Annotated in this window: 11 protein-coding genes and 1 pseudogene; 5 read left to right on the plus strand and 7 right to left on the minus strand. The window is 73.0% G+C overall.

The genetic code is table 11. The features are described from left to right. Positions 1-40 precede the first annotated feature (40 nt). Positions 41-1,174 (plus strand): hypothetical protein, encoded by a 1,134-nt coding sequence (locus DJ476_RS35195; protein ID WP_112491667.1) that lies wholly within the window; start codon positions 41-43, stop codon positions 1,172-1,174. Between the two features lie 57 nt (positions 1,175-1,231). Here the strand turns inward: DJ476_RS35195 and DJ476_RS25600 are convergent, their stop codons facing one another. The 3 genes from DJ476_RS25600 to DJ476_RS25610 all read right to left on the minus strand — a co-directional run bounded on the left by DJ476_RS25600 (position 1,232) and on the right by DJ476_RS25610 (position 3,627). After that, complete coding sequence (locus DJ476_RS25600) at positions 1,232-2,089, minus strand: PhzF family phenazine biosynthesis protein (RefSeq protein ID WP_070203333.1); 858 nt, start codon at positions 2,087-2,089, stop codon at positions 1,232-1,234. Positions 2,090-2,228: 139 nt separating this feature from the next. Then, positions 2,229-2,759: a lamin tail domain-containing protein gene (locus DJ476_RS25605; protein ID WP_112491668.1), complete on the minus strand. Its 531-nt coding sequence runs from the start codon at positions 2,757-2,759 to the stop codon at positions 2,229-2,231. A gap of 112 nt (positions 2,760-2,871) precedes the next feature. Continuing rightward, entirely contained in the window at positions 2,872-3,627 is a 756-nt protein-coding gene (locus DJ476_RS25610) for an SDR family oxidoreductase (RefSeq protein ID WP_112491669.1), read from the minus strand. A gap of 153 nt (positions 3,628-3,780) precedes the next feature. Here DJ476_RS25610 and DJ476_RS25615 point away from each other — a divergent pair, with 153 nt between their 5' ends. Next, positions 3,781-5,454 carry an alkaline phosphatase D family protein gene (locus DJ476_RS25615; protein ID WP_112491670.1) on the plus strand — a complete coding sequence of 558 codons (1,674 nt, stop codon included), beginning with the start codon at positions 3,781-3,783 and terminating at the stop codon, positions 5,452-5,454. 6 nt (positions 5,455-5,460) lie between these two features. Here the strand turns inward: DJ476_RS25615 and DJ476_RS25620 are convergent, their stop codons facing one another. Further along, entirely contained in the window at positions 5,461-6,495 is a 1,035-nt protein-coding gene (locus DJ476_RS25620) for a Gfo/Idh/MocA family protein (protein WP_112491671.1), read from the minus strand. 90 nt (positions 6,496-6,585) lie between these two features. Between DJ476_RS25620 and DJ476_RS25625 the strand changes: the two genes are divergently transcribed. Continuing rightward, entirely contained in the window at positions 6,586-8,004 is a 1,419-nt protein-coding gene (locus tag DJ476_RS25625; protein ID WP_103416296.1) for a multidrug effflux MFS transporter, read from the plus strand. Between the two features lie 317 nt (positions 8,005-8,321). Here the strand turns inward: DJ476_RS25625 and DJ476_RS25630 are convergent, their stop codons facing one another. After that, positions 8,322-9,674 carry a hypothetical protein gene (locus DJ476_RS25630; RefSeq protein ID WP_103416295.1) on the minus strand — a complete coding sequence of 451 codons (1,353 nt, stop codon included), beginning with the start codon at positions 9,672-9,674 and terminating at the stop codon, positions 8,322-8,324. Between the two features lie 191 nt (positions 9,675-9,865). On the opposite strand from DJ476_RS25630, the gene DJ476_RS25635 reads away from it, so the two are divergent. After that, the gene (locus DJ476_RS25635; RefSeq protein WP_112491672.1) at positions 9,866-10,861 is read left to right on the plus strand and encodes a small ribosomal subunit Rsm22 family protein; all 996 of its coding nucleotides are present in this window, start codon (positions 9,866-9,868) and stop codon (positions 10,859-10,861) included. Here the strand turns inward: DJ476_RS25635 and DJ476_RS25640 are convergent. Beyond that, positions 10,858-11,439, minus strand: a complete 582-nt coding sequence (locus DJ476_RS25640; protein ID WP_112491673.1) for a hypothetical protein — start codon at positions 11,437-11,439, stop codon at positions 10,858-10,860. The genes DJ476_RS25635 and DJ476_RS25640 overlap by 4 nt on opposite strands. 184 nt (positions 11,440-11,623) lie before the next feature. Then, a pseudogene (ddaH, locus tag DJ476_RS25645) lies at positions 11,624-12,472 on the minus strand (dimethylargininase); the annotation flags it as partial. Positions 12,473-12,705: 233 nt separating this feature from the next. Between ddaH and DJ476_RS25650 the strand changes: the two are divergent. Continuing rightward, the gene (locus DJ476_RS25650) at positions 12,706-13,356 is read left to right on the plus strand and encodes a TetR/AcrR family transcriptional regulator (protein WP_103416292.1); all 651 of its coding nucleotides are present in this window, start codon (positions 12,706-12,708) and stop codon (positions 13,354-13,356) included. The last annotated feature ends 75 nt before the right edge of the window (positions 13,357-13,431 follow it).

The following is a 13,431-nucleotide window of genomic DNA, read 5'->3' on the forward strand; positions in this document are numbered from 1 at the left end:
GGCTTCACCGCCCCCGAAGGGGCGTCGATAAAGTGACGGAATGATATTCAGCAAGGCCGGTTTCGGGGGAGCGGTCGCGGACTTCGAGGCCGCGGTGGTGGCCCAGGACGCGAAACGGTCCAGCAAGGCGTTCATCCGGCTGCAGGAGACCTTCGGGCGGGCCAAGGAGACCGAGCTGTTCGCCGGTGGCCCGCGCCTCGCCGCCGTACTGGAACAGGTTCCGCCCAGCCCCCGCGCCGTCGTCGCCGTACTCGTCGGGGCCTGCGTCGAGCGCGGCGCCGACGCCGAGCGCTGCGCCCCGGGCGTACTGACCGGGCTGCGGGCGGCACTTGAGGGGGCCGTGGCGTTCGGCGAGGCGTGGGCGGCGACCGGGGGCGGCGCGTTCCCCGTCCCGGACGACGGGGAGCCGGGCGAGAAGATCGTCGAGCGGACCGGGTTCGAGGCGGCGGTGGGCTGGTGGACGCTGAGCCAGTGGGAGATGGCGGCGGTCGCCCTCCTGAACCACCGGGCGGTACGGGCGGCGCTGGACGGAGAGGCGGTACGGGCGGCGCTGGACGGAGAGGCGGTACGGGCGGGGCTGGACGAGAGGGCGGTAGGCGCGGGGCTGGACGGTGTGACCGTACACGGGCAAGCCGGCAGTGGCCGAGGTGAGCTGCTGCGGCTGCTCACCGCCGTCGCGCAGGCGTCCGGCCAGGAACTGCGGTGCCTCTCCTACGCGCTCCAGGTGCTGGACGACGAACCGCTCGTCGTCCTCCACCGGCCCACCGCCACCGGCTATCTGCTCCGCCTCTCCGGCATCGGCGACAACTTCCAGCTGCACACCCTGCTCGCCGACGCGCTCATAGGCGGCGGCCATGTGGCGGGGCGCGCCCCCTCGCCGCAGGAGGTCGCCGTCTGCCGGGAGACCCCCGGGCAGGTGGAGACCGCGGGCTCCTTCGAGCTGGTGGCCCCGGACGGCGACCGGCTCTGGAACGAGGGGACCCCCGCCGACATCCCCGTCGTCGACGGCGTACGCCTGCTGGTGCTGGACGAGCCGTCCTACGCGCGCTCCTGGCCCGCGGGCCGCTTCTTCCCGGGCATGCGCGGCGACCTCATCCTGGAACGCGCCCTCGAACCGGAGGAGACCGAGCGCTGGCTCGCCCGGGTCTCCCCGGCGGGGGAACTGACCGGCTGACCCGGGCACGTCCGTCCGTCCCAGGCCCTAGGGCCTGAGCCCGACAGAGCCCGCGGATCAGCCGCCGATCCGGGTCCCCGTCCCGGCGACCCGGACCCGGGCGTCCCCCGCGCGCAGCTCGACCGTGAGGGTGCCGGGGCGGCCCATGTCCGCGCCCTGGTGGAGGGTGAGCACGGCCGTCTCCGGGGTGAGTCCCAGCTCGCGTACGTACGCGCCGAAGGCGGCGGCCGCGGCACCGGTCGCCGGGTCCTCGACCACCCCGCCCACCGGGAAGGGGTCCCGGACGTGGAAGACCTCCGGCGCCTCGCGCCACACCAGTTGCAGGGTGGTCAGGTCGAGCCGGTGCATCAGCGCTTCGAGCCGGGCGAAGTCGTAGGCCAGGTCGGCCAGGCGCTCCCGGGTCGCGGCCGCCAGCACGAGATGGCGGGCGCCCGCGTAGGCGATCCGGGGCGGCAGGGCCGGGTCGAGGTCGGCGGCCGGCCAGTCCAGGGCGGCCAGCGCCTCCGCCAGGTCGGCCGCGCCGATCTCCGTGACGTGCGGGGTCACGCTGGTCAGGGTGGCGCGCAGCTCCCCGCCCTCCCGGACCACGGTGACCGGCACCAGGCCTGCGGCCGTGGTGAACTCCAGCTCGCCCGGACCGTCCCGTTCGGCCAGCGCGACGGCCGTGGCGACCGTGGCGTGGCCGCAGAAGGGGACCTCGGCCTTGGGGCTGAAGTAGCGGACGGTGTACGCGCCTTCGCCGGTCCGCTCGGTGAGGAACGCCGTCTCGCTGTACCCCAGCTCCGCCGCGACGGCGAGCATCCGCTCCTCGTCCAGTCCGGCCGCGTCCAGGACGACGCCTGCGGGGTTTCCGCCCTCGGGGTCGGCGGAGAAGGCGGTGTAGCGCAGGACCTCGGGCGCGGGATCGTGTGTCATGGAGCAGTCCAACCCCGGTGCGGGTCCGGGCATTCCCGGGGCCCGGCCGCCGCCGAGGGCGCCCCTGTCGCGTACGTACGTACGCGGACGGCTGCCGCAGTCCCCCCGAACCGCGGCAGCCCCCCATCAGCTCGCGGCGTCAGTGGCAGTTCTTCAGGCCCTTGTTCTTCGGTGTCGACTTCCCCCAGGAGCAGGAGGCCTGGAGCTTGCCGTTCGGCTTGATCAGCCGGGCCTTGTCGCCGGTGTTGTTCCAGACGTACGAGCCCCGGTTCCAGTGCACGGTGCCCGAGACGTTCTTGCCCTTGCCGGTGCGGAGCTTGACGGTCTTGCCCGCGCCGATGGTGTAGCTGCCGAAGGTGTAGGTGAAGCCGGTGTTGTCCTTCACCTTGTAGCCCTTGAGCTGGACCTTCTGCTTGCTGTTGTTGTGGATGTTCACCCACTCGGCGTTCAGCGACTTGTTCGTCCGGTCGTCCTTGCCGGGGCCGTCGTACTGGATGGCGCCGAAGTGCAGCCCGCCCTTGTGGGCGGCCGCCGTGGCCGGTGCCGCCGTGGCGAGGAGCGAGCCGGCCAGTGCGGTGGCGGCGACCAGGGCGATCGGCGCAGCGGTGCGTATGCGCGTGCAGTGTTCCTTCTGTGTCGTTCTGGTGAAGGTGGAGCAAGATGCGATCATACGGTCAGCACGCGCTTGCCTGTCCGGGAGTAGGGAAATCCGCAAAGTCGGTCGCCCTGCGGCAAGTTCGGGCAGAAATGGTCACCTGTGAAACCTGGTGCGGCGGCGCCCCTCAGCCCCGTCCCACGTACGGCATGTTCGTCGCCATCACCGTCAGGAACGGAATATTCGCCTCCAGCGGCAGGTCCGCCATGTGCACCACGGTCCGCGCCACATCGGCCGCCGCCATCACCGGCTCCACCGCCAGCTCCCCGTTGGCCTGGAGGATGCCCGTCTGCATCCGCTCGGTCATCTCGGTCGCCGCGTTGCCGATGTCGATCTGACCGCAGGCGATCCGGTACGGCCGCCCGTCCAGCGCCAGCGACTTCGTCAGCCCGGTGATCGCGTGCTTGGTCGCCGTGTACGCCACCGAGCGCGGGCGCGGCGCGTGGGCGGAGATCGAACCGTTGTTGATGATCCGGCCGCCCTGCGGGTCCTGCTCCTTCATCAGCCGGTACGCCGCCTGCGCGCAGAGGAACGCCCCCGTCAGGTTCACGTCCACCACCGCCCGCCAGTCCGCCGCGGCGAGCTCTTCCACCGGTACGCCTCCGGGGCCGAACGTGCCCGCGTTGTTGAACAGCAGGTCCAGCCGGCCGAACCGCTCCCGTACGGCGGCGAAGAGCGCGTCCACCTCGTTCTCGTCGGTCACGTCCGTGGTGACGCAGAGCGCGTCCGGGGAGCCCGCCGCGGCCGCGGTCTCCGCCAGCGGCTCCGCCCGCCGCCCGGCGAGCGCGAGCGACCACCCCGCACCCGCGAGGGCGAGCGCGACGGCCCGCCCGATCCCCGAACCGGCACCCGTGACTACAGCGACGCGTCGATCAGTGTTCATGGCCCGGGAGCGTACGGGAGGGATCCGTGCGCCGGGCACGCGGTGCTCATCGACCCGCCATGCGGATGTTGTGCACGCGACAACGGCGCGTCGGGCGTCGGCGGTGCGCTGGATTCCGACAGCATCCGGCTCCATCCGACCAGCGAGGGGCATATGACAGCCGCACAGACAAGCATGGCGCCGGTCCGGGACGACCGGCCCGCCGAACTCCCCACCGCCACCCGCCCCTTGGCCCGGAACGGCGGCCTGGACCGCCGTCGGCTGCTCACCGGGGCGGGGGCCGTCGCCGCGCTCGCCTTCTCGATGAGCCTGCCCGCCGCCGGGACGGCGAGCGCCGCCGTGCTGGACGCCCGGCGGATCACCGAGGACCCCTTCACCCTCGGCGTGGCCTCCGGCGACCCGCTGCCCGGCTCCGTCCTCATCTGGACCCGGCTCGCCCCCCGCCCGTACGAGCCCGGCGGCGGCCTCCCCGCCTCCCGGGTCGAGGTCCGCTGGGAGCTGGCCCACGACGAGGGGTTCCGGCGGATCGTGCGGCGCGGGTGGGTCACCGCCCACGCGGAGTACGGCCACAGCGTCCGCGCCGAGATCCAGGGCCTGGACTCCGGCCGGGTCTACCACTACCGCTTCCTCACCGGCAGCTGGACCAGCCCGACCGGCCGCACCCGCACCGCCCCCGCCGCCGGAGCCCGTACCACCTCGCTCACCCTGGCCGCCGTCTCCTGCCAGGCGTACCACGACGGGTACTTCACCGCCCACCGCCACCTGGCGGCCGAGGACGTCGACGTGGTCTTCCACCTGGGGGACTACCTCTACGAGTACGCCGTCAACGCCACCGGGGGCGCCCGCAACTACACCGACCGCCGCCTCCCCGCCCACTTCAACCGCGAGACCGTCACGCTGGAGGACTACCGGCTGCGCTACGCCCTCTACAAGTCCGACCCGGACCTGCGCGCCGCCCACGCCGCCCACCCCTTCGTCGTCACCTGGGACGACCACGAGACCGAGAACAACTACGCGGGCGAGATCCCCGAGAACGACGTGCCGCCCGAGGAGTTCCTGCTCCGCCGGGCCGCCGCGTACCGCGCGTACTGGGAGAACCAGCCCCTGCGCACCCCGCAGCGCCCCACCGGCCCCGACATGCGGCTCTACCGCCGGATCGGCTTCGGGCGGCTGGCGCAGTTCGACATCCTGGACACCCGGCAGTACCGCAGCGACCAGGCGTACGGGGACGGCTGGCGCACCCCCGGCCCGGAGTCCGAGGACCCGGCGCGCACCATGACCGGGGCCGCCCAGGAGCGCTGGCTGATCGATGGCTGGCGCGCCTCCGGCGCCACCTGGAACGTCGTCCCGCAGCAGGTCACGTTCGCTCAGCGGCGGGACGTCCCCACCGCCGCCTACAAGCTCTCCATGGACGCCTGGGACGGCTACCCGGCCTCCCGGCAGCGGCTGCTGGACGGGGCCGAGTCCGCCGGGGTGGCCAACCTCATGGTGCTGACCGGCGACGTCCACGTCTCGTACGCCTTCGACCTGAAGAAGGACTTCGACGACCCGGCCTCCCGGACCGTCGGCACCGAGATCGTCACCACCTCGGTCTCCAGCGGCAAGGACGGCGCCGAGCGGCCCGCCAACTGGGAGAACCAGACCCGCGCCAACCCGCACATGAAGCACTACAACGGGCGGCGCGGCTATGCCCTGGTCACGCTGACGGAGACGGCGGCCCGCGCCGACTTCCGTACGGTGTCGGCGGTCACCACCCCCGGAGCCCCGGTCACCACGGCCGCCTCCTTCGTCACGGAGGCGGGGAACCCGGGGCTCACCCCCGCATAGGTGGTGTCAGCGGTCCGCCGGGTAGCGGACGCCGATGCGGTCCCGTACCGCGTCGAGCGTCCGCATCACCGCCAGCGTGCCCTCCAGCGGGACGAGCGGGGACTCCGTCTCGCCCGCCCGCACCGCGCGCGCCACCTCGGCCGCCTCGTACTGCATCCCGGACAGCCCCCGCGGCCCCGGCCCCGAGGTGACCGTCTCCGGCTCCTTCCCCGGGCGGTGCAGCACGAAGTGGTCCGGGTGGAAGAAGTCGCGCGGGAGGTCGATCCGGCCCTCCGTGCCGATGACGGTGGCCGCCGTCGGGTGGTGGCCGACGATCGAGCAGGAGAGCAGCGCGGTGGCGCCCGACTCCCAGCCCAGCAGCATCCCCGTGTTCAGGTCCACGCCCTCGGGCGAGAGCAGCGCGTCGGCCTGGATCCGGTGCGGCTCGCCCAGCAGCAGGTGGGCGAAGGCGACCGGGTAGACCCCGAGGTCCAGCAGCGCGCCGCCGCCGAGGTCCGGGTCGCGCAGCCGGTGACCGGGGGCGAAGTCGCCCGCGAAGCCGAAGTCGGCCTGTACGGTACGGATCTCCCCGATCGCCCCGTCCCGCACCAGCTCGGTCAGCCGGCGGACCACCGGATTCAGGTACGTCCACATGGCCTCCATCAGGAAGAGGCCCCGGTCCCGGGCGAGCACGACCAGCTCCTTCGCCTCCCGGCTGTTGAGCGTGAACGCCTTCTCGCACAGCACGTGCTTCCCGGCCTTCAGCGCGAGCGAGGCCGCCGCGTGGTGGGCCGAGTGCGGGGTGGCCACGTACACCACGTCCACCGTGTCGTCCGCGACCAGCTCCGCCCAGCTCCCGTAGGCCCGCGCGATGCCGTGGCGCTCGGCGAAGGCCCGAGCCGAGGTCTCCGTACGCGAGGCGACGGCCACCACCTCGGCGTCCGGCAGCGCCTGCACGTCCGCCGTGAAGGTGGCGGCGATGCCGCCCGTCGCCAGAACGCCCCAGCGCACCGTCGTCCCGACCGCTCCGTCCGTCCGGCCTGTTCCGTCCGTCCCGCCCATGCCCGCCCCACCCCGCCGTAACGAAAAAGGTATCGACCACTCCGGCCGAGCTGAGAGCATAGATGCGGATTCAACGATTCGGAGAAGAGAATGCCGGAGAGCGGCGGCAGCAGGGCCCAGCGAGAGCACATACCGACCCCCGGGACCGGCCCCGGGGCCGAGACCCCGCCCACCCTTCCGGCGCAGGCGATCAGGGCGGCCGGGGCGGACACCGTGTCCGGGGCGGCCGGGGCCGTGGGAGCGGCCGAGGCGGCGGGCGCGGCCGGGCCGACGGCCAAGGCCGTGCAGACCGCCCGGCGTACCGGGTTCCTGGTCACCATGGTGCTCGGCGGGCTCACCGCACTGCCGCCGCTCTCCATGGACATGTACCTCCCGGCGCTCCCCGCCGTCACCGACTCCCTTTCCGCCCCCGCCGCCACCATCCAGCTCACGCTGACCGCCTGCCTGGCCGGGATGGCGCTCGGCCAGCTCGTCGTCGGCCCGATGAGCGACCGGTGGGGCCGCCGCAAGCCGCTGCTGCTGGGCATGGTCGTCTACGTCGTCGCCACCGCGATCTGCGCGCTCGCCCCCACCGCCGAACTCCTCATCGGCTTCCGCCTCCTCCAGGGGCTCGCGGGAGCGGCCGGGATCGTGATCGCCCGGGCGGTGGTGCGCGACCTCTACGACGGCGTGGAGATGGCCCGGTTCTTCTCCACCCTGATGCTGATCTCCGGCGTCGCCCCGATCATCGCCCCGCTCATCGGCGGCCAGGTGATGCGCTTCACCGACTGGCGCGGCATCTTCGTCGTGCTGACCGGGGTCGGCGTCCTCCTCACCCTCGTCGTCTGGAAGTGGCTGCACGAGACCCTGCCGCCCGGCAGCCGCCACACCGGCGGGGTGACCGACGCCCTGCGCACCATGCGCGGGCTGCTCGCGGACCGGGTCTTCACCGGCTACATGATCACCGGCGGGCTCGCCTTCGCCGTCCTCTTCGCGTACATCTCCGCCTCCCCCTTCGTCGTGCAGGAGATCTACGGGGCCTCCCCGCAGACCTTCAGCCTGCTCTTCGGCCTCAACTCGATCGGCCTGATCGCCGTCGGACAGATCAACGGCAAGCTGCTGGTGGGCCGGTTCCGCCTGGACAAGGTGCTCGGCTTCGGCCTCGCCGTCATCGTCCTCGCGGCGCTCGCGCTGCTGCTCATGACCCTGGGCGTCTTCGGGGAGGTGGGCCTCGTCCCGATCGCCGCCGGGCTCTTCGTGCTGATGTCGGCGATGGGTGTGGCGATGCCCAACACCAACGCCCAGGCCCTGATGCGCACCAAGCACGCGGCGGGCTCCGCCTCCGCGCTGCTCGGCACCTCCTCGTTCCTGATCGGCGCGATCGCCTCGCCGCTGGTCGGTATCGCGGGCGAGGACACGGCCGTACCGATGGCGGTCGTGCAGCTGGTGTGCGCGGTGGCGGCGGTGGCCTGCTTCCTGGCCCTGTGCCGCCCGTGGCAGCGGGCGGGCCGCGAGGCGGCGGGGCTGTGACGCGGGCTGCGGGCTGATTCGGTACGCGTACGGGGGGCGGGGCCTCCGCGGGCCCCGGGGCCTGGCCCGTACGGTGGAGTCCGGTCCGTACGGTCGGGTCCGGCCGGTCCGTACGGTCAGGTCCGTCCAGTCCGTACGGTCGGTCCGGTGGGTCCGTGCGGTTGGGGCCGTCCAGTCCGCGCGCGGACAGCCGACGAGTGCGTCCGGCGGTCCGTCCGGTCGATTCGTTCGCCCGGTCGATCCGTCCGCCCAGTCGGTCCGTCCGCCCAGTCGGTCCGTCCGGTCAGCCGTTCCGTCCGGTCAGCCGTTCCGTCCGGTCAGTCCGTACGCGGATAGCCGATCAGATGCGTCCGGTCCTGCCGGTCCGTCCAGCGGAACACCCCCACACCGGTCGCCTCCGCCCCCGGCAGCCGGGCGTTGCGCGACAGCCGGGAGACCGTCCAGGCCGTGAGGTCCACCGTGACCGGCAGCCCGCCCCCGGAGAGCGCGTCCGCCGCGTCGCGCGCGTTCTCGGCGCCGTACGCGATGCCGTCGTCCGTCACCGTGGCCAGCGACAGATGGCCGACCCCGTCCGCCCCCTCGAAGCAGTGCCCCCGGCCCGCCTCCAGGTCGAAGGCCAGGTTCCCGGCGACCAGGTGGTCACCGGAGGGGGAGAGGACCGCCTGCGGGTGGCGCCCCGGCTCTATGGCGGGCCGGTGGCACTCCACCGAGGCCAGCACCTTGCCGGTCGCCGCGTCGTGGACCGCCCACAGGTCATGGGTGGCGGCCCGCTCCGCCTTCTTCTCCAGGGCCCACCTGGCCAGCACCCGGCCCGGGGCCACCGAGGTCACCACGCCGCTGCCCCGGTCCGTGCCCCCGGGCGCCACGTTCCGGCTGAACCAGCCGCCGCGCACCCAGAACTCCCTTGCCCCGCCGACGAGCAGGCCCGCGGCGGTCTGCCCGTACACCTCCGTGAGCTGCTTGCAGGCCGGGCAGCCCTTCGGATACTTCAGCCTCCCCGCGCGCACCTCGGAGACCGCGCCCGTGACCGGGTCGATCAGTGTGCTGTTGGCCTGCCCGTCGCTGATCACGATCTCCGGGCCGCTGGTGCTGACGCCCGGAGCCCCGGACCACGGCACCTCGACACGCTGCTGGGAGCCGTTCGTCACGTCGTACAGATCGAGCGCCACGAAGGTGGAGGCGGGTGTCATCCCGTCGCCGGCCTTCCCGTACGACCAGGTCACGAAGTACTGCCGGTCCCGGGCGGTGACGGTGGCGAGCCTCGGGTAGTGCAGCGGGTCCGGCGGCCGCGAGGCCTGGCCGCTCCACCCCGGTTCGCCGGTGGCGGTGTCGACGGTGCGCAGCCGGTAGCGGTGGCCCTCCGTCCGCTCCAGATAGGCGAGCCGGCCCGTCGCGTGGGAGACGGCGATCTCGGGGGAGGCGCCGATGACCTCCCAGCCCCGGTCGGTGGTGTACTGCGGCGGAACGGTGAGCCGGGTGACCGGCCCGGCGCTCCGCGCGACCCGTCCCGCCGGGTGGGGAGCGGCGCCGGAGACCTCTGTACTGCCGCCCGCGCCGCGCCCGTCGCCGCGTCCGCCGTCGGGGGAGCCGCCGCAGGTCGCCAGCAGGAGGATCAGGGCGAGGAGGACCACCCCGCCGACCAGGGCCAGCCGCACGGCCTTCTGTCTCATGGCTTCCCCCGGTGGCCCTGTCCTGCCTGGTCCCGTGCCCGCTCCCGCGCGGGCCAGCGTAGCAATCGGCCCCGCACGGCGTGGAGTTCACGGAAATCCCGTTCCGTACGGGTTACGGGAGCCTGGCAGAGGGCCTCCCGCACTGCCGCACAGAATGCGTCCGCCCCACCCCCTCCGCCTACAATTCGGCGGTGAACGTCACCCTCCCCACCGCCCAGTCCCTGCGCGCCGCCCTGGCCGGGCTGCTCGACGGGCTGCCGCCGAAACAGGCCGCGCAGGCCGTCGACCGGCTGATCGCCAGCTACCGCGGGAAGACCCCGACGAACGCACCGATCCTGCGGGACCGCTCCGATGTCGTCGCGTACGCCGCGTACCGGATGCCCGCCACCTTCGAGGCCGCACGCTCCGCCCTCGACGCCCTCGTCGAGGCCGCGCCCGACTGGGCGCCCGCCACCCACACCGACGTCGGCGGCGGCACGGGCGCGGCGAGCTGGGCGGTGGCCGGAGCCTGGGAGGGAGCGGCGACGACCGTCCTGGACTGGGCCGAGCCCGCCCTGGCCCTGGGCCGCGAACTGGCCGAGGCGTCCGGGGTGCCGGGGCTGCGGGAGGCGCGCTGGGAGCGGGCCCGGATCGGCGCGGCGCTGGAGCTGGCCCCGGCGGACCTGGTCACCGTCAGCTACGTGCTCAAGGAGCTGACCGCACAGGCCAGGACCGAGCTGGTCGACGCGGTGGCCGGGGCCGGACAGGCCGTGGTGATCGTGGAGCCGGGCACCCCCGACGGCTATGCGCGCATCATCGAGGCCCGGGACCGCCTGATCGCCGCCGGGCTGACCATCGCCGCCCCCTGCCCGCACAGCGCCGCCTGCCCGATCGCCCCCGGCACGGACTGGTGCCACTTCTCGGCCCGGGTCAGCCGCTCCTCGCTGCACCGCCAGGTCAAGGGCGGCTCGCTCAGCCACGAGGACGAGAAGTTCAGTTACGTCGCCGCCACCCGCTTCCCCACCACCCCGGCGCCCGCCCGCGTCACCCGCCGCCCCCAGATCCGCAAGGGCCAGGTGCTGCTGGAGCTGTGCACCCGGGACGAGGGCCTGGACCGCTCGACGGTCACCAAGCGCCACGGCGAGCTGTACCGGGCGGCCAGGAACATCGCCTGGGGCGAGCCCTGGCCGCCGGAGGGCAGCGCCTAGGCCGGGTCGTGACGCGGAACGAGCAGGCTCAGGCCGGCCCCCGCGTCCTCCTTCCTGAGCCCCGGGGCCGCGCGCTGGATCCGCTCGGCGATCGGATCCAGCGCGAGCACCTTGTCGGGAAGCAGCGGACCGGTCCCGTCGTGCAGCGCGACCGAATCCCAGGCATCGGGATCGGAGATTCCGCGCCGGTCGACGATGACGGCCCGGGTCGGCACGGGCAGCCGCGTCGCGGCGGCCATGACAGCCGACTCGACGCGTTGAACCTCATCGGAGTAGAGGCCGTCCAGCCACAGCGTCTGCGTCTCACGGCCGACCGGTACGGCCTCGTACGTGTCGATCACATTGGTGTCCGCCGTCAGCCACCAATTGAACGTGAGCGAAGCGATGCGCTGCCCGATCAGGACGCCCAACTCCTCCTGGCCCATGAGGACGTCGTCACCTTCGATGTCGAGCACCACGGCCGCGTTCCTGTTCGGGTGGATGAGCTTGAGCCCGAACTCCGAGAAAATCTCCGCCTGTTCGGCGAAGACCGCGGTGGTCACGTCCTCCCGGTACCACTGGATGAACCCGTCAGCCATGGCCGGTCCTTCGATCGCTCGACATGAGACTCTCGTCCGCCTCCTGGACCCGGGGAGTAGATCAAGGAGAGTGCCGTCAACGCAAAGGGTTTCGGCTGGATCTGACGGTACGTCCATACATGGGCGCCGTCTCCCCTGAGGGGTACGGCGCCCACGCGCGGCCGCAGGGAGCCCTGGGCGCCGACTACCCCCGCAACTCCTGCGTGCAGCACTTCACACTGCCGCCGCCCTTGAGCAGTTCGCCCAGGTCCATCGGGATCGGCTCGAAGCCCCGGTCCCGGAGCGGGTCCAGCAGGCCCGTCGCCGCCTGGGGGAGCAGGACGTGGCGGCCGTCGCTGACCGAGTTGAGGCCGAACGCCGCCGCGTCCGCCTCCCGGGCGAGCAGGGCGTCCGGGAAGAGCCGACGCAGTACGGCCCGGCTGCCGGGGGAGAAGGCGTCCGGGTAGTACATGATCTCGTCGGCCGCCGCGTCCAGCACGCAGAGCGCGGTGTCCAGGTGGTAGTAGCGCGGGTCCACCAGGTCGAGCCCGATGACCGGCAGCCCGAAGAACTCCTGCGCCTCGTCGTGGGAGAGCGGGCTGGAGCGGAAGCCGCGCCCGGCCAGGAGGTAGGAGGCGGTGACCGCGAAGTCGCCCTCGCCCTCGTTGACGTGGTCCGGCTCGCGGATGTCGGTGAAGCCGTGCTCGCGGAACCACTCGCGGTGGGCCTCCGCCTCCTCGAACCGCTCCCGGTAGGCGAACAGGGCGCCGAGCACCCGCCCGCCGATCACCGTGGCCCCGTTGGCCGAGAAGACCATGTCCGGCAGGTCCGGGCGGGGGGTGAGCAGCTCGACGGTGTGGCCGAGGGAGCGGTAGCGGTCGCGCAGGTCCTCCCACTGGGTCTGAGCCAGCGGCAGGTCGACGGGTTTGGACGGGTCCATCCACGGGTTGATGGAGTAGGTGACCCGGAAGTGCGTCGGAGCGCACATCAGGTAGCGACGAGGGGTGGCGTCACGGTTCAACTCGGGCTCCTCGCGATCGGCGGCCGGAGCCGCGGAACGGTGGGATACGCACGGTCTGCGCGTGAGCCCATGGTGCGCCGTGCGGGCCGGATCCGCAGTGGACCGATCGGGTGGTTCGGCAGATCGTCCTATGCGGGCCGGCCGGTCCCCCTGCGCGAGCCGGTCGGCCGGTCCTGCGGCGGCCGGTCGGCGGCCCGATTCCGGCGGATTCCGGCGGATTCCGGCAAGACGATACGTATCGGCTCGTTGGGCGCTACATTGGCCGCATGGCACCCCACAAGGCCCCCGACGCCAGCCGCCGCAGCGACCGCTCCCGCCGCGCCATCTACGACGCCGCCCTCGCCCTCGTCGGTGAGAACGGCTACCGGCGTACGACGATCGAGGGTATCGCCGCCCGCGCCGGCGTCGGCAAGCAGACGATCTACCGCTGGTGGCCCTCCAAGGCGGCCGTCCTGATGGAGGCCTTCCTCGACCTGGCCGCCCGGGCGGCCGAGCAGGCGGCCCCGGAGGGAGGCGGGGAGGCGGACTCCCGGGGCGGTGGTGAGTACGGCATTCCCGACACCGGGGACCTGGCCGCCGACCTCAAGTCCGTCCTGCGCGCCACCGTCGACGAACTGAACGATCCCCTGATGGAGGCCCCCACCCGGGCGCTGACCGCCGAGGGCATCGTCGACGCCAAGCTGGGCGCCGAATTCATCGAGAAGCTGCTCGACCCCCAGCTCGCGTTGTACGTCACACGGCTGCGGGCCGCCCAGGAGGCCGGGCACCTCCGGGCCGACGCCGATCCGCGGATCGCCCTGGAGCTGCTGATCGCGCCCCTCACCCACCGCTGGCTGCTGCGGACCCTCCCGCTCACCCATGCGTACGCCGACACGATCGTCGACTACGCCCTCGGCGGGCTGACCCCGCGACCTTGATCCTTATCCGTTATGTGGTGACATCGGGCGTGATGGTGCTCACTCGGTGCAGTGGTACACGGCCCCGCTGGTGAA

The organism is Streptomyces bacillaris (assembly GCF_003268675.1).
GTDB lineage: Bacteria > Actinomycetota > Actinomycetes > Streptomycetales > Streptomycetaceae > Streptomyces > Streptomyces bacillaris.